Source organism: Streptoverticillium olivoreticuli subsp. olivoreticuli (assembly GCF_003391135.1).
Classification (GTDB): domain Bacteria; phylum Actinomycetota; class Actinomycetes; order Streptomycetales; family Streptomycetaceae; genus Streptomyces; species Streptomyces blastmyceticus.
Genome location: NZ_CP031455.1, coordinates 2504881 through 2520370, shown reverse-complemented (window position 1 = coordinate 2520370; position 15490 = coordinate 2504881). Strand labels below are relative to the sequence as shown.

Annotated in this window: 15 protein-coding genes; 14 read left to right on the top strand and 1 reads right to left on the bottom strand. The window is 71.0% G+C overall.

Annotated elements, in window-relative coordinates; all coding sequences use genetic code 11:
- Window positions 1–2 precede the first annotated feature (2 nt).
- Window positions 3–437, top strand: coding sequence for a transcription antitermination factor NusB (gene nusB / locus DXZ73_RS10420; protein ID WP_116210727.1), 435 nt, complete (start codon window positions 3–5; stop codon window positions 435–437).
- Window positions 438–519: 82 nt separating this feature from the next.
- On the opposite strand, the gene bldD is transcribed toward nusB, so the two are convergent.
- The gene (bldD, locus tag DXZ73_RS10415; protein ID WP_004948690.1) at window positions 520–1020 is read right to left on the bottom strand and encodes a transcriptional regulator BldD; all 501 of its coding nucleotides are present in this window, start codon (window positions 1018–1020) and stop codon (window positions 520–522) included.
- Window positions 1021–1241: 221 nt separating this feature from the next.
- Between bldD and pyrR the strand changes: the two genes are divergently transcribed.
- From pyrR to metK, 13 genes are all read left to right on the top strand, one after another.
- A complete protein-coding gene (gene pyrR / locus DXZ73_RS10410; protein ID WP_116210726.1) occupies window positions 1242–1829 on the top strand; it encodes a bifunctional pyr operon transcriptional regulator/uracil phosphoribosyltransferase PyrR in 588 nt (195 codons plus the stop codon).
- A gap of 104 nt (window positions 1830–1933) precedes the next feature.
- Window positions 1934–2914, top strand: a complete 981-nt coding sequence (locus DXZ73_RS10405; RefSeq protein ID WP_116210725.1) for an aspartate carbamoyltransferase catalytic subunit — start codon at window positions 1934–1936, stop codon at window positions 2912–2914.
- A 2-nt stretch (window positions 2915–2916) separates the two neighbouring features.
- Window positions 2917–4203 carry a dihydroorotase gene (locus DXZ73_RS10400; protein WP_116210724.1) on the top strand — a complete coding sequence of 429 codons (1287 nt, stop codon included), beginning with the start codon at window positions 2917–2919 and terminating at the stop codon, window positions 4201–4203.
- Entirely contained in the window at window positions 4200–4772 is a 573-nt protein-coding gene (locus DXZ73_RS10395) for a hypothetical protein (protein WP_116210723.1), read from the top strand. Before DXZ73_RS10400 ends, DXZ73_RS10395 begins: the two co-directional genes overlap by 4 nt.
- Window positions 4769–5911, top strand: coding sequence for a glutamine-hydrolyzing carbamoyl-phosphate synthase small subunit (carA, locus tag DXZ73_RS10390; protein WP_116210722.1), 1143 nt, complete (start codon window positions 4769–4771; stop codon window positions 5909–5911). The genes DXZ73_RS10395 and carA overlap by 4 nt, the downstream gene beginning before the upstream one ends.
- Complete coding sequence (carB, locus tag DXZ73_RS10385) at window positions 5904–9215, top strand: carbamoyl-phosphate synthase large subunit (RefSeq protein ID WP_116210721.1); 3312 nt, start codon at window positions 5904–5906, stop codon at window positions 9213–9215. Before carA ends, carB begins: the two co-directional genes overlap by 8 nt.
- A 75-nt stretch (window positions 9216–9290) precedes the next feature.
- Window positions 9291–10406, top strand: coding sequence for a quinone-dependent dihydroorotate dehydrogenase (locus DXZ73_RS10380; RefSeq protein WP_116210720.1), 1116 nt, complete (start codon window positions 9291–9293; stop codon window positions 10404–10406).
- On the top strand, window positions 10403–11269 hold the full coding sequence (gene pyrF, locus DXZ73_RS10375; RefSeq protein ID WP_116210719.1) for an orotidine-5'-phosphate decarboxylase: 867 nt from the start codon (window positions 10403–10405) through the stop codon (window positions 11267–11269). The genes DXZ73_RS10380 and pyrF overlap by 4 nt, the downstream gene beginning before the upstream one ends.
- A 226-nt stretch (window positions 11270–11495) precedes the next feature.
- Entirely contained in the window at window positions 11496–11819 is a 324-nt protein-coding gene (locus DXZ73_RS10370) for an integration host factor (protein ID WP_116210718.1), read from the top strand.
- 38 nt (window positions 11820–11857) lie between these two features.
- The gene (gene gmk / locus DXZ73_RS10365; RefSeq protein ID WP_116210717.1) at window positions 11858–12448 is read left to right on the top strand and encodes a guanylate kinase; all 591 of its coding nucleotides are present in this window, start codon (window positions 11858–11860) and stop codon (window positions 12446–12448) included.
- A 59-nt stretch (window positions 12449–12507) separates the two neighbouring features.
- Window positions 12508–12780 (top strand): DNA-directed RNA polymerase subunit omega, encoded by a 273-nt coding sequence (rpoZ, locus tag DXZ73_RS10360; protein ID WP_004948662.1) that lies wholly within the window; start codon window positions 12508–12510, stop codon window positions 12778–12780.
- Window positions 12781–12893: 113 nt separating this feature from the next.
- Window positions 12894–14102 (top strand): bifunctional phosphopantothenoylcysteine decarboxylase/phosphopantothenate--cysteine ligase CoaBC, encoded by a 1209-nt coding sequence (gene coaBC / locus DXZ73_RS10355; RefSeq protein ID WP_116210716.1) that lies wholly within the window; start codon window positions 12894–12896, stop codon window positions 14100–14102.
- Between the two features lie 176 nt (window positions 14103–14278).
- Window positions 14279–15487 (top strand): methionine adenosyltransferase, encoded by a 1209-nt coding sequence (gene metK / locus DXZ73_RS10350; protein ID WP_116210715.1) that lies wholly within the window; start codon window positions 14279–14281, stop codon window positions 15485–15487.
- The last annotated feature ends 3 nt before the right edge of the window (window positions 15488–15490 follow it).

Genomic DNA, 15490 nt, shown 5'->3' with positions numbered 1-15490 from the left:
CCGTGGCCGCCCGCAGCAAGGCCCGTAAGCGCGCCTTCCAGATCCTCTTCGAGGCCGATCAGCGCGGTACCACCGTGCAGAACGTCCTCGCGGACTGGGTCCGGCATTCGCGCTCCGACGACCGGCAGCCGCCGGTCAACGAATACACGATGCAGCTGGTCGAGGGGTACGCGGAGCACGTCTCCCGTATCGACGAGCTCATCGCCACCTATGCGGTCGACTGGGACCTGGACCGGATGCCGGTCGCGGACCGGAACATCGTGCGGCTCGGTGCCTACGAGCTGATCTGGGAGGACGAGACCCCGGACGCGGTGGCGATCGACGAGGCGGTGCAGCTCGCCAAGGAGTTCTCCACGGACGACTCGCCGTCCTTCGTGAACGGCCTGCTCGGCCGTTTCAAGGACCTCAAGCCGAGCCTTCGTCGCGACGAGAGCTGACAGACGGCAAAAAGCCGCGGGGCGGGGAGAAACCTTCGAAGGTTTCTCCCCGCCCCGCGGCTTTTCTCCAATGGGCCGAGGCTCAGGCGTCCTCGTGCTGGACGGCGCGGCGCGCGTCCGCGTCGAGCACTCCCCAGCTGATCAGCTGCTCGGTGAGCACCGAGGGCGACTGGTCATAGATCACGGCAAGAGTGCGCAGGTCGTCCTGGCGGATCGACAGGACCTTGCCGTTGTAATCGCCGCGCTGGCTCTGGATGGTCGCGGCATAGCGCTGGAGCGGGCCCGCCTTCTCGGCCGGCACGTGGGCCAGGCGCTCAAGGTCCAGGACCAGCTTCGGCGGCGGCTCGGCGGCCCCGCCCGGCGTGGTGCCCGGCAGCAGTTCCTGCACCGGAACGCCGTAGAAGTCGGCCAGCTCGGCCAGGCGCTGCACGGTCACGGCACGGTCGCCGCGCTCGTACGAACCCACTACCACGGCCTTCCAGCGGCCCTGGGACTTCTCCTCGACGCCATGGAGGGAGAGGCCCTGCTGGGTGCGGATGGCGCGGAGCTTGGCCCCGAGCTGTTTGGCGTATTCGCTGGACATAAAGCTCCCCGGACGCGTATAGACGTGCGGCTCCGCCGCGCGGCTGGTAACTCACTGTGAGGTTACGCAGCGTAATCTGCCTTCGTCAAGCCGAATGGTCCACAGCATCCTCCGTGCGGGGCGGTGGCCGGTGTCCGCCGCGGACCCTGGTAACGTGAAGAGCGTTAATCCGACGTCCTTTAATGTCCGTCCCGTGAGGCGGAGAAGGGGGTCCGTTTCGTATGGACGCAAACCGTGACGTGAACCAGGCCGGTTCCGCCGCCCGTCCCGTGCTCGAAGCACCGGACATCGCCCGGGTCCTGATCCGTATCGCCCACGAGATCGTCGAGCGCGCCAAGGGTGCCGACGACGTGGTGCTCCTCGGCATCCCGACGCGCGGGGTCTTCCTCGCCCGCCGGCTGGCCGCCAAGCTCGAGGAGATCACCGGAGGCAAGACCCCGGTCGGCTCCCTCGACATCACCATGTACCGCGACGACCTGCGGCTCCGCCCTGCCCGCGCGCTCGCCCGCACCGACATCCCCGGTCCGGGCATCGACGGGCGCCTGGTGATCCTCGTCGACGACGTGCTCTTCTCCGGCCGGACGATCCGCGCCGCGCTCGACGCGCTCAACGACATCGGCCGCCCCCGCGCCGTCCAGCTCGCGGTCCTCGTCGACCGCGGCCACCGCGAGCTGCCGATCCGCGCCGACTACGTCGGCAAGAACCTCCCCACGTCGCTGCGGGAGACGGTCAAGGTGCAGCTCACCGAGGAGGACGGCCGCGACAGCGTGCTCCTCGGCGTGCGCGAGACCGCTCCGGCCCAGCAGTAGCGGTCCCCTCCGGCCCCGGCGACCGCCGGTTCCGCGCGGCCGCATGCCCGGCTGCGGGGGCCGCTCGCCACCCCCACACACCTCCTCGACCACGGAGCATCCGGATGAAGCGCCACCTCATCTCGGCCACCGACCTCACGCGCGACGACGCCGTCCTGATCCTCGACACCGCCGAGGAGATGGCCCGGGTCGCCGACCGGCCGATCAAGAAACTGCCGACCCTGCGCGGCCGTACCGTCGTCAACCTCTTCTTCGAGGACTCGACGCGGACCCGCATCTCCTTCGAGGCGGCCGCCAAGCGGCTCTCCGCCGACGTCATCAACTTCTCCGCCAAGGGCTCCTCGGTCTCCAAGGGCGAGTCCCTCAAGGACACCGCCCTGACCCTGGAGGCCATGGGCGCCGACGCGGTCGTCATCCGCCACCACGCCTCCGGCGCCCCCTACCGGCTGGCGAACTCCGGCTGGATCGACGGCGCCGTGGTCAACGCCGGTGACGGCACCCACGAGCACCCCACCCAGGCGCTCCTGGACGCCTTCACCATGCGCCGCCGCCTGGTCGGGCGCGACGCCGGGCTCGGCGAGGATCTCGCGGGCCGCCGGATCACGATCGTCGGCGACGTCCTGCACAGCCGGGTGGCCCGCTCCAACGTCCACCTGCTGCACACCCTCGGCGCTCACGTCACCCTGGTCGCACCGCCCACCCTGGTGCCGATCGGCGTCGAGCAGTGGCCCTGCGAGGTCTCCTACGACCTGGACGCGGTGCTGCCGAAGTCCGACGCCGTCATGATGCTGCGCGTCCAGCGCGAGCGCATGAACGCCGCCTTCTTCCCCACCGAGCGTGAGTACTCCCGCCGCTACGGGCTCAACGGCGACCGGATGGCCCGTATGCCGGAACACGCCATCGTGATGCACCCCGGCCCGATGAACCGGGGTATGGAGATCACCGCGGAGGTCGCCGACTCCGACCGCTGCACCGCGGTCGAGCAGGTCGCCAACGGCGTCAGCACCCGCATGGCCGTCCTCTACCTGCTGCTCGGCGGCTCCGAGCCGGCCGTCACCACCACCCGCACCGAGGAGAACAACTAATCATGAGCAAGATCCTTATCCGCGGTGCGAAGATCCTCGGTGGCGAGCCCCAGGACGTCCTCATCGACGGCGAGACCATCGCCGAGGTGAGTACCGGCATCGAGGCGGGCGACGCCACCGTCATCGAGGCCGACGGCAAGATCCTGCTGCCGGGCCTCGTCGACCTCCACACCCACCTGCGCGAGCCGGGCCGCGAGGACTCCGAGACCGTCCTCACCGGCACCCGGGCCGCGGCGAGCGGCGGCTACACCGCGGTCTTCGCCATGGCCAACACCTTCCCGGTCGCCGACACGGCCGGCGTCGTGGAGCAGGTGTGGCGGCTGGGCAAGGAGTCCGGCTACTGCGACGTCCAGCCCATCGGCGCCGTCACCGTCGGCCTGGAGGGCAAGCAGCTCGCGGAGCTGGGCGCCATGCACGACTCCGCCGCCGGGGTCCGCGTCTTCTCCGACGACGGCAAGTGCGTCGACGACGCGGTGATCATGCGCCGCGCCCTGGAGTACGTGAAGGCGTTCGGCGGCGTCGTCGCCCAGCACGCCCAGGAGCCCCGCCTCACCGAGGGCGCCCAGATGAACGAGGGCATCGTCTCCGCCGAGCTGGGTCTGGGCGGCTGGCCCGCCGTCGCCGAGGAGTCGATCATCGCCCGCGATGTGCTCCTCGCCGAGCACGTCGGCTCCCGGGTGCACATCTGCCACCTCTCCACGGCGGGCTCGGTGGAGATCGTCCGCTGGGCCAAGTCGCGCGGCATCGACGTCACCGCCGAGGTCACCCCGCACCACCTGCTCCTCACCGACGAGCTCGTCCGTTCGTACAACCCCGTCTACAAGGTGAACCCGCCGCTGCGCACCGAGCGCGACGTGCTGGCGCTCCGTGAGGCGCTGGCCGACGGCACGATCGACATCGTCGCCACCGACCACGCCCCGCACCCGCACGAGGACAAGGACTGCGAGTGGGGCGCCGCGGCCATGGGCATGGTCGGCCTGGAGACTGCCCTGTCGGTCGTCCAGCACACCATGGTCGACACCGGCCTCCTGGACTGGGCGGGCGTCGCCGAGCGGATGTCCTTCCGCCCGGCGGAGATCGGCCGCCTCGCCGGCCACGGCCGTCCGGTCGCCGCGGGGGAGCCCGCCAACCTCACCCTGGTCGATTCCGCTTACCGTGGACCTGTGGACCCCGCGGGCTTCGCCTCCCGCAGCCGCAACACCCCGTACGAGGGCCGTGAGCTGCCGGGTCGCGTCACCCACACCTTCCTGCGGGGACGGGCGACGGTCGTGGACGGGAATCTCGCGTGACACCTGCACTGATCAATCTGGCGGCCGGGGAGAAGTCCCAGGCGGTCACGGACTGGGCCGCACGGATCGGCTGGGTCGTCGGGCTGCTGCTCTTCATCGCGCTGGTCTACTGGCTGATGCGCGAGGGCTGGAAGTGGCGCGGCACGCTCCAGGGCGACCTGCCCGAGCTGCCCACCGCCCCTGAGGCGCCCGCCGAGCCGCGGCTGACGATGACGGGCCGCTACCACGGCTCCACCACCGCCGGGCAGTGGCTCGACCGGATCGTCGCGCGCGGCCTCGGCACCCGCAGCCGCGCCGAGCTCACCCTGACGGACCGGGGCGTCACCGTCGTACGGCCCGGTGCCCAGGACTTCTTCATCCCCGCGGACCGGCTGCGCGGCGCCCGGCTCGACAAGGGCATCGCCGGCAAGGTCCTCACCGAGGGCGGCCTGCTGGTGATCACCTGGGCGCACGGCGACCGGGAGATCGACTCCGGTTTCCGCTCCGACACCGCCGCCGAGCACCCCGCCTGGGTCGAGGCCCTCACCCAGTTGCACCACATGAACCACGACACGGAAGGCGCACGATGACGACCTCCACCAGGGGGACCGCCAAGGTCCCCGCCGTACTCGTCCTGGAGGACGGCCGGACCTTCCGCGGCCGCGCCTACGGGGCCGTGGGGGTGACCTTCGGCGAGGCGGTGTTCTCCACCGGCATGACCGGCTACCAGGAGACCCTGACCGACCCGTCGTACCACCGCCAGGTGGTCGTCATGACCGCCCCGCACGTCGGCAACACCGGCGTGAACGACGAGGACCCCGAGTCGCAGCGGATCTGGGTCGCCGGCTACGTCGTCCGCGACCCCGCCCGGATCCCCTCCAACTGGCGCTCCCGCCGCTCGCTGGACGAGGAGCTGGCCCACCAGGGCGTCGTCGGCATCAGCGGCATCGACACCCGCGCCCTCACCCGCCACCTGCGCGAGCGCGGCGCGATGCGGGTCGGCATCTTCTCCGGCAACGCCCTGCCCGACGAGGGCACGATGCTCGCCGAGGTGCGCCAGGCCCCCGAGATGCAGGGCGCCGACCTCTCCGCCGAGGTCGCCACCAAGGAGGCGTACGTCGTCCCCGCGATCGGTGAGAAGAAGTTCACCGTCGCCGCGGTCGACCTGGGCATCAAGGGCATGACCCCGCACCGTATGGCCGAGCGCGGCATCGAGGTGCACGTCCTGCCCGCGACCGCCACGGTCGAGGACATCTACGCGGTCGACCCCGACGGCGTGTTCTTCTCCAACGGCCCGGGCGACCCGGCCACCGCCGACGGCCCCGTCGCCGTCATGCAGGCCGTCCTGGAGCGTAAGACCCCGCTCTTCGGCATCTGCTTCGGCAACCAGATCCTCGGCCGGGCCCTCGGCTTCGGCACCTACAAGCTGAAGTACGGCCACCGCGGCATCAACCAGCCCGTGCAGGACCGCACGACCGGCAAGGTCGAGGTCACCGCGCACAACCACGGCTTCGCCGTCGACGCCCCGCTCGACCGGGCGACCGACACCCCCTACGGCCGCGTCGAGGTCTCCCACGTCTGCCTCAACGACAACGTGGTCGAGGGTCTCCAGCTGCTCGACCAGCCGGCCTTCAGCGTCCAGTACCACCCCGAAGCAGCAGCGGGTCCGCACGACGCGGCCTACCTGTTCGACCGCTTCGTCCAGCTCATGGAGGGCCAGCGTGCCTAAGCGCACCGATATCCAGTCCGTCCTGGTCATCGGCTCCGGCCCGATCGTCATCGGCCAGGCCGCGGAGTTCGACTACTCCGGCACCCAGGCCTGCCGGGTCCTCAAATCCGAGGGCCTGCGGGTCATCCTGGTCAACTCCAACCCGGCCACGATCATGACCGACCCGGAGATCGCCGACGCCACCTACGTCGAGCCGATCACCCCCGAGTTCGTCGAGAAGATCATCGCCAAGGAGCGCCCCGACGCCCTCCTGCCCACCCTCGGCGGCCAGACCGCGCTCAACACCGCGATCTCCATGCACGAGAACGGCGTGCTGGAGAAGTACGGCGTCGAGCTCATCGGCGCCAACGTGGAGGCGATCCACAAGGGCGAGGACCGCGACCTGTTCAAGGGCGTCGTCGAGGCCGTCCGCGCCAAGATCGGCCACGGCGAGTCCGCCCGCTCGGTCATCTGCCACACCATGGACGAGGTCGTCGCGGGCGTCGGGACGCTCGGCGGCTACCCCGTCGTCGTGCGCCCCTCCTTCACCATGGGCGGCGCCGGCTCCGGCTTCGCCCACGACGAGGAGGAGCTGCGCCGCATCGCCGGCCAGGGCCTCACGCTCTCCCCGACCACCGAGGTGCTCCTGGAGGAGTCCATCCTCGGCTGGAAGGAGTACGAGCTGGAGCTGATGCGCGACAGGAACGACAACGTCGTGGTCGTCTGCTCCATCGAGAACTTCGACCCCATGGGCGTGCACACCGGTGACTCGATCACCGTCGCCCCGGCGATGACGCTCACCGACCGCGAGTACCAGCGGCTGCGCGACATCGGCATCGCGATCATCCGCGAGGTCGGCGTCGACACCGGCGGCTGCAACATCCAGTTCGCGGTCAACCCCGACGACGGCCGGATCATCGTCATCGAGATGAACCCCCGCGTCTCCCGCTCCTCGGCGCTCGCCTCCAAGGCCACCGGCTTCCCGATCGCGAAGATCGCCGCCCGGCTCGCCGTGGGCTACACCCTGGACGAGATCCCCAACGACATCACCGAGAAGACCCCGGCGTCCTTCGAGCCCACGCTCGACTATGTCGTGGTCAAGGCCCCGCGCTTCGCCTTCGAGAAGTTCCCGGCCGCCGACGCCACCCTCACCACCACCATGAAGTCGGTGGGCGAGGCCATGGCCATCGGCCGCAACTTCACCGAGGCGCTCCAGAAGGCCCTGCGCTCCCTGGAGAAGAAGGGCTCGCAGTTCGACTTCGTCTCCGCGCCCGGCGACAAGGCGGAGCTGCTGGAGAAGGCGGTCGTCCCCACCGACGGCCGGATCAACACCGTCATGGCCGCGATCCGCGCCGGGGCCACCCCGGAGGAGGTCTTCGACGCGACGAAGATCGACCCGTGGTTCGTCGACCAGCTCTTCCTGATCAAGGAGATCGCGGACGAGCTGGCCGCGGCCGAGAAGCTCGGGGCCGAGCTGCTCGCCGAGGCCAAGCGGCACGGTTTCTCCGACGCCCAGATCGCCGCGATCCGCGGCCTGCGCGAGGACGTCGTCCGCGAGGTCCGGCACGCCCTCGGCGTCCGCCCGGTCTACAAGACGGTCGACACCTGCGCCGCCGAGTTCGCCGCGAAGACGCCGTACTTCTACTCCTCCTACGACGAGGAGAGCGAGGTCGCGCCGCGCGAGAAGCCCGCCGTGATCATCCTCGGCTCGGGCCCCAACCGCATCGGCCAGGGCATCGAGTTCGACTACTCCTGCGTCCACGCCTCCTTCGCGCTCAGCGACGCGGGCTACGAGACCGTGATGGTCAACTGCAACCCCGAGACCGTCTCCACCGACTACGACACCTCCGACCGGCTCTACTTCGAGCCGCTCACCCTGGAGGACGTCCTGGAGATCGTCCACGCCGAGACCCTCGCCGGTCCCGTCGCGGGTGTCGTCGTCCAGCTCGGCGGCCAGACCCCGCTGGGCCTCGCCCAGGCGCTCAAGGACAACGGCGTGCCGATCGTCGGCACCTCGCCCGAGGCCATCGACCTCGCCGAGGAGCGCGGCGCCTTCGGCCGCGTGCTGACCGAGGCCGGGCTGCCCGCGCCGAAGTACGGCACCGCCTTCTCCTTCGAAGAGGCCAAGGGCATCGCCGCCGAGATCGGCTACCCCGTCATGGTCCGCCCGTCCTACGTGCTCGGCGGCCGCGGCATGGAGATCGTCTACGACGAGCCGTCGCTGGGGGAGTACCTCACCCGCCACGCCGGCCTGATCTCCGAGCACCCGGTGCTCATCGACCGCTTCCTCGACGACGCCATCGAGATCGACGTCGACGCGCTCTACGACGGCCACGAGCTCTACCTCGGCGGCGTCATGGAGCACATCGAGGAAGCGGGCATCCACTCCGGCGACTCCGCCTGCGCGCTGCCCCCGATCACCCTCGGCGGCCACGACATCAAGCGGCTGCGCACCTCCACCGAGGCCATCGCCAAGGGCGTCGGCGTCCGCGGCCTGATCAACATCCAGTTCGCCATGGCCGGGGACATCCTCTACGTGCTGGAGGCCAACCCGCGCGCCTCCCGCACGGTCCCCTTCACCTCGAAGGCGACCGCCGTGCCGCTCGCCAAGGCCGCCGCCCGCATCTCGCTGGGCGCGACCGTCGCCGAGCTGCGCGCCGAGGGCATGCTGCCCAAGGAGGGCGACGGCGGCACCCTGCCGCTGGACGCGCCGATCTCCGTCAAGGAGGCCGTGATGCCGTGGAGCCGCTTCCGCGACGCCTCCGGCCGCGGCGTGGACACCGTCCTCGGCCCGGAGATGCGCTCCACCGGCGAGGTCATGGGCATCGACTCGGTCTTCGGCACGGCGTACGCCAAGTCGCAGGCCGGCGCGTACGGCGCGCTGCCCACCAAGGGCCGCGCGTTCGTGTCCGTCGCCAACCGCGACAAGCGCTCGATGATCTTCCCGGCGCGCGAGCTGGTCGCCCACGGCTTCGAGCTGCTCGCCACCTCCGGCACCGCCGAGGTCCTCAAGCGCAACGGCATCAACGCCACCGTCGTGCGCAAGCAGAGCGAGGGCGAGGGCCCCAACGGCGAGAAGACCATCGTCCAGCTCATCCACGACGGCCAGGTCGACCTGATCGTCAACACCCCGTACGGCACCGGCGGCCGCCTCGACGGCTACGAGATCCGCACCGCCGCGGTCGCCCGCGCCGTGCCCTGCCTGACCACGGTCCAGGCCCTCGCGGCCGCCGTCCAGGGCATCGAGGCGCTCACCCGCGGCGACGTCGGCGTGCGCTCCCTCCAGGAACACGCCGGAGCGCTGACCGCCGCCCGCGAGGCGTAGGCCACGGAGGGGGACACCGGAAGGTGTCCCCCTCTTCGTGAGCCCCTCGCCCCTCCTCGCCCAAGAAGGCTTGAAATGTACCGTCTCCTCTTCGACCTGCTCTTCAAGCGCATGGACCCGGAGAAGGCCCACCACCTGGCCTTCGCCTGGATCCGCGCCGCCGCCCGCGTGCCGGTCCTGCGGACCTTCGTCGCGGCCGTCCTCGCCCCCCGCCACAAGGCGCTGCGCACCGAGGCCCTGGGCCTGCGGATGCATGGGCCCTTCGGGCTCGCCGCGGGCTTCGACAAGAACGCCGCCGCGATCGACGGCATGGCGATGCTCGGCTTCGACCACGTCGAGATCGGCACCGTCACCGCGCAGCCCCAGCCCGGCAACCCCAGGAAGCGCCTCTTCCGCCTCGTCGCGGACCGCGCGCTCATCAACCGCATGGGCTTCAACAACGACGGCTCGGCGGCCGTCGCGGAGCGCCTCGCGGCCCGCAACCCGGTCTTCGGGACGACGGTCGGCGTGAACATCGGCAAGACCAAGGTCGTCCCCGAGGAGGAGGCCGTCGCCGACTACGTCACCTCCACCGAGCGCCTCGCCGCCCACGCCGACTACCTCGTCGTCAACGTCTCCTCCCCGAACACGCCGGGCCTGCGCAACCTCCAGGCCACCGAGGCGCTGCGCCCGCTGCTGAGCGCCGTCCGCGAGGCCGCCGACCGCACGGTCACCACCCGCCGGGTGCCGCTGCTGGTGAAGATCGCCCCCGATCTGGCCGACGAGGACGTCGACGCCGTCGCCGACCTCGCCGTCGAGCTCGGCCTGGACGGCATCATCGCCACCAACACCACCATCGCCCGCGACGGCCTCGGCCTCGCGACCCCGAAGCGCACCGTCGAGGCCATCGGCGCGGGCGGCCTGTCCGGCGCCCCCCTCAAGGCCCGCTCGCTGGAGGTCCTGAGCCGCCTGTACGCCCGTGTGGGCGACCGGATCACGCTGGTGGGCGTCGGGGGCGTCGAGACCGCCGAGGACGCCTGGGAGCGCATCCTGGCGGGCGCGACCCTGGTCCAGGGCTACAGCGCCTTCATCTACGAGGGCCCCTTCTGGTGCCGCCGCATCCACCGGGGCCTCGCCGAGAAGCTGGCCGCCAGCCCGTACGCCACCCTCGCCGACGCGGTCGGCGCCGAGCACCGGAAGGTGACCGCATGACCCTGGAACCCTTCGGCACCCGCCTGCGCCGGGCCATGGACGAGCGCGGCCCGCTCTGCGTCGGCATCGACCCGCACGCCTCGCTCCTCGCCGACTGGGGCCTCTCCGACGACATCGCCGGCCTGGAGCGCTTCACGCACACCGTCGTGGAGGCGCTCGCCGACCGCGTCGCCGTCCTCAAGCCGCAGTCCGCCTTCTTCGAGCGCTTCGGCTCGCGCGGCATCGCCGTCCTGGAGCGGGCCGTCGCCGACGCCCGGGAGGCCGGCGCGCTGGTCCTCATGGACGCCAAGCGGGGCGACATCGGCTCCACCATGGCCGCGTACGCCGCCACCTACCTCGACCCCGCGTCGCCGCTCTTCTCGGACGCCGTCACGGTCAGCCCCTACCTCGGCTACGGCTCGCTGCGCCCGGCGCTGGACCTGGCGCGCGAGAGCGGCACCGGCGTCTTCGTCCTCGCGCTCACCTCGAACCCCGAGGGCGCGGAGGTGCAGCACGCGGTGCGGGCCGGTGGCGCGAGCGTCGCGGCGACCATGCTGGACCACCTGCGGGCCGAGAACGCGGGCGCCGCGCCCATGGGCTCGTACGGCGCGGTCGTCGGCGCGACGCTGGGCGACTCGCTCGCCGCCGCCGGGGCCGACCTGGCGATCAACGGCCCGCTGCTCGCCCCCGGCATCGGCGCGCAGGGCGCGACCGCGGCCGACCTGCCGAAGGTCTTCGGCGCGGCCGTCCGCGACGTCGTCCCGAACGTCAGCCGGGGCGTGCTGCGGCACGGTCCGGACGTCGCCGCGCTGCGCGAGAGCGCCGGGCGGTTCGCGGACGAGGTGCGGGCCGCGGTGGAATCGGATGGCCCGACGGCAGGTTAGCGCCAATCCCGGACAAGAATTGTCGGCCAGTATGTCCGGAAAAGTCCTGGTCGAGCGAGTCTGACCAGGACTTTTCGTCTGTTCTCGCTGACTGGAGCGGGATCGGCCGCTAGTCTCCGACGAGAGCGAACGTGCAAGCGCGTTGCGCGTTGCTCCGCAGGTGTGGGCCGACTAGGTTCCACACCGGTCCGTTATCCGACAGTTCGATATCCGAGGTGACGTAGGCGTGGCTCTTCCGCCCCTTACCCCTGAACAGCGCGCAGCCGCGCTCGAAAAGGCCGCCGCGGCTCGCCGGGAGCGCGCCGAGGTCAAGAATCGGCTCAAGCACTCCGGCGCCTCGCTGCACGATGTGATCAAGCAGGGCCAGGAGAACGAGGTCATCGGCAAGATGAAGGTGAGCGCACTCCTGGAAAGCCTTCCCGGCGTGGGCAAGGTCCGCGCCAAGCAGATCATGGAGCGGCTCGGGATCTCCGAGAGCCGCCGGGTGCGCGGTCTCGGCTCCAACCAGATCGCGTCACTGGAGCGTGAGTTCGGCGGCAAGGCCGCCTGACGTTCCCAGGCACTCCCGGGAACCGGGATAATCACTGCATGAGTACTGCAGTCTCCCGGGGGACGTCCCCCGTATCCCCGGCCAGACAACCGCGGCTGACCGTGCTCTCCGGCCCCTCCGGGGTCGGCAAGAGCACGGTCGTCGCCCACATGCGCAAGGCCCACCCCGAGGTGTGGCTCTCGGTCTCCGCCACCACCCGCAAGCCGCGACCCGGCGAGCGGGAGGGCGTCCAGTATTTCTTCGTCGACGACGAGCAGTTCGACAAGCTCGTCGCCAACGGGGAGCTGCTGGAGTGGGCCGAGTTCGCGGGCAACCGCTACGGCACCCCGCGCCAGCCGGTCCTCGACCGGCTGGCCGCGGGGCAGCCGGTGCTGCTGGAGATCGACCTCCAGGGCGCCCGGCAGGTCCGCGAGAGCATGGCGGACGCCCGGCTGGTCTTCCTCGCGCCGCCGAGCTGGGACGAGCTGGTCCGCCGGCTCACCGGCCGGGGCACGGAGTCGCCCGAGGTCATCGAGCGGCGCCTGGCCGCGGCCAGGATCGAGCTGGCCGCCGAGTCCGAGTTCGATGTGACGCTCGTCAACACCTCCGTCGAGGACGTGGCGCGCGAGCTGCTAGCCTTGCTGCGTTGAACTGGGGGTATCCCCAGACCCCGAAGTTCTTGATCTCCACCCCCATCGGAAGGCAGACAGTGTCCTCTTCCATCACCGCGCCCGAGGGCATCATCAACCCGCCGATTGATGAGCTGCTCGAGGCAACCGACTCGAAGTACAGCCTGGTGATCTACGCCGCCAAGCGTGCCCGCCAGATCAACGCGTACTACTCGCAGCTCGGTGAGGGCCTGCTGGAGTACGTCGGCCCGCTGGTGGACACCCACGTCCACGAGAAGCCGCTCTCCATCGCGCTCCGCGAGATCAACGCCGGTCTGCTGACCTCCGAGGCCATCGAGGCCCCGGCCCAGTAAACGGCTCGTTTCGACGTCATCGAGGGCCCGGCAGCGCCGCTGCCGGGCCCTTGGTGTGTCATGGGGTAGGTAGACCCACGGAAGTGTGCGAGAGCGCGGGGAGAAGCGAAGCGATGGACAAGCCCAAGGTCGTCCTGGGGGTCAGCGGCGGGATCGCCGCATACAAGGCGTGCGAGCTGCTGCGCCGCCTCACCGAGTCGGGGCACGACGTACGCGTCGTACCGACGGCCGCCTCCCTGCACTTCGTCGGCGAGGCCACCTGGTCCGCGCTCTCCGGCCACCCCGCGGCCACCCAGGTGTGGGACTCCGTCCACGAGGTGCCGCACGTGCGCATCGGCCAGGAGGCGCAGCTCGTCGTGGTCGCGCCGGCCACCGCCGACATGCTGGCCAAGGCCGCCCACGGCCTCGCCGACGACCTGCTGACCAACACGCTGCTCACCGCGCGCTGCCCGGTCGTCTTCGCGCCCGCCATGCACACCGAGATGTGGGAGAACCCGGCCACCCAGGAGAACGTGGCGACCCTGCGCCGCCGCGGCGCGATCGTCATCGAGCCCGCCGTCGGCCGCCTCACCGGCGTCGACACCGGCAAGGGCCGCCTCCCCGACCCCGAGGCGATCTTCGAGGTCTGCCGCCGGGTGCTGGCCCGCGGCGCCCGGGCCCAGGAGGCCGACCTGGCCGGCCGCCACGTGGTCATCAGCGCGGGCGGCACCCGGGAGCCCCTGGACCCCGTCCGCTTCCTCGGCAACCGCTCCTCCGGCAAGCAGGGCTACGCCCTGGCCCGTACCGCCGTGGCCCGGGGCGCCCGGGTCACCCTCGTCGCCGCCAACACCGCGCTGCCGGACCCCGCCGGGGCCGACGTGGTCCGGGTCGGCACCGCGATACAGCTGCGGGAGGCCGTGATCGAGGCCGCGGCCGACGCCGACGCGGTGGTCATGGCCGCCGCGGTCGCCGATTTCCGGCCCGCGCACTACGCCGAGGGCAAAATCAAGAAGCGGGACGGGCAGGAGCCCGCGCCCGTCGAGCTCGTCCGCAACCCCGATGTGCTCGCCGAGCTTTCCGTCGCCCGGGCCCGCCCCGGGCAGATCGTCGTGGGCTTCGCCGCCGAGACCGACGACGTGCTCGCCAACGGCCGGGCCAAGCTCGCCCGCAAGGGCTGTGACCTGCTGGTCGTCAATGAAGTGGGGGAGCGCAAGACCTTCGGCGCGGAAGCGAGCGAGGCCGTGGTCCTCGCCCCCGACGGCTCCGAGACCCCGGTCCCGTACGGGCCGAAGGAGACCCTCGCCGAGACCGTCTGGGACCTGGTGGCCGAGCGCCTCTCCTGATGTGCCGGGGCGTTGCCTGAGGCGGGGATCACAGGTCACGGCGCCGTGGATGCGCGACAGGATGTCCCAATGGCGGGAACGCCGGATAAACTGACCTCTGGATCCCGCGTCGAGCGCAGCTCTCGGCCGGGTCCGTCAATGATCAGCCAGCAGCCGCTGCAACCCCAGGGAGCGATGTGTCCCGCCGCCTGTTCACCTCGGAGTCCGTGACCGAGGGTCACCCCGACAAGATCGCTGACCAGATCAGCGACACCATTCTCGACGCGCTCCTCAAAGAGGACCCGACCTCGCGCGTCGCCGTCGAGACCTTGATCACCACCGGCCTGGTGCACGTCGCCGGCGAGGTGACGACGAAGGCCTACGCCCCGATCGCCACGCTCGTCCGCAACAAGATCCTCGAGATCGGCTACGACTCCTCCAAGAAGGGCTTCGACGGCGCCTCCTGCGGCGTGTCGGTGTCCATCGGCGCGCAGTCCGCGGACATCGCGCAGGGCGTCGACACGGCGTACGAGAGCCGTGTCGAGGGCGACGAGGACGAGCTCGACAAGCAGGGCGCGGGCGACCAGGGCCTGATGTTCGGCTACGCGTGCGACGAGACGCCGGAGCTGATGCCGCTCCCGATCCACCTCGCGCACCGCCTGTCCCGCCGCCTGTCGGAGGTCCGCAAGAACGGGACCATCCCCTACCTGCGCCCCGACGGCAAGACCCAGGTCACCATCGAGTACGACGGCAACAAGGCCGTCCGCCTGGACACCGTGGTGGTCTCCTCCCAGCACGCGTCCGACATCGACCTGGACTCGCTGCTCGCGCCCGACATCCGCGAGTTCGTCGTGGAGCACGTCCTCAAGGAGCTCGTCGAGGACGGCATCAAGCTGGACACCGAGGGCTACCGCCTCCTGGTGAACCCGACCGGCCGCTTCGAGATCGGCGGCCCGATGGGCGACGCCGGCCTCACCGGCCGCAAGATCATCATCGACACCTACGGCGGCATGGCCCGCCACGGCGGCGGTGCCTTCTCCGGCAAGGACCCGTCCAAGGTCGACCGCTCCGCCGCGTACGCGATGCGCTGGGTCGCCAAGAACGTCGTCGCCGCCGGTCTGGCCACCCGCTGCGAGGTGCAGGTCGCGTACGCGATCGGCAAGGCCGAGCCGGTGGGTCTGTTCGTCGAGACCTTCGGCACCGCCACCGTCGACGTCGAGAAGATCGAGACGGCGATCGCCGAGGTCTTCGACCTCCGCCCGGCCGCGATCATCCGCGACCTGGACCTCCTGCGCCCGATCTACGCGCAGACCGCCGCCTACGGCCACTTCGGCCGCGAGCTCCCGGACTTCACCTGGGAGCGCACGGACCGCGTGGACGCCCTGAAGAAGGCAGCGGGCCTGTAGGTT

Bases quoted from the DNA above. Each gene is read 5' to 3' on its own strand.
- DXZ73_RS10380 (WP_116210720.1), top strand. From the start codon at position 9,291: ATGTACCGTCTCCTCTTCGACCTGCTCTTCAAGCGCATGGACCCGGAG.
- DXZ73_RS10400 (WP_116210724.1), top strand. From the start codon at position 2,917: ATGAGCAAGATCCTTATCCGCGGTGCGAAGATCCTCGGTGGCGAGCCC.
- DXZ73_RS10405 (WP_116210725.1), top strand. From the start codon at position 1,934: ATGAAGCGCCACCTCATCTCGGCCACCGACCTCACGCGCGACGACGCC.
- coaBC (WP_116210716.1), top strand. From the start codon at position 12,894: ATGGACAAGCCCAAGGTCGTCCTGGGGGTCAGCGGCGGGATCGCCGCA.
- carA (WP_116210722.1), top strand. From the start codon at position 4,769: ATGACGACCTCCACCAGGGGGACCGCCAAGGTCCCCGCCGTACTCGTC.
- bldD (WP_004948690.1), bottom strand. From the start codon at position 1,020: ATGTCCAGCGAATACGCCAAACAGCTCGGGGCCAAGCTCCGCGCCATC.
- pyrR (WP_116210726.1), top strand. From the start codon at position 1,242: ATGGACGCAAACCGTGACGTGAACCAGGCCGGTTCCGCCGCCCGTCCC.
- gmk (WP_116210717.1), top strand. From the start codon at position 11,858: ATGAGTACTGCAGTCTCCCGGGGGACGTCCCCCGTATCCCCGGCCAGA.
- pyrF (WP_116210719.1), top strand. From the start codon at position 10,403: ATGACCCTGGAACCCTTCGGCACCCGCCTGCGCCGGGCCATGGACGAG.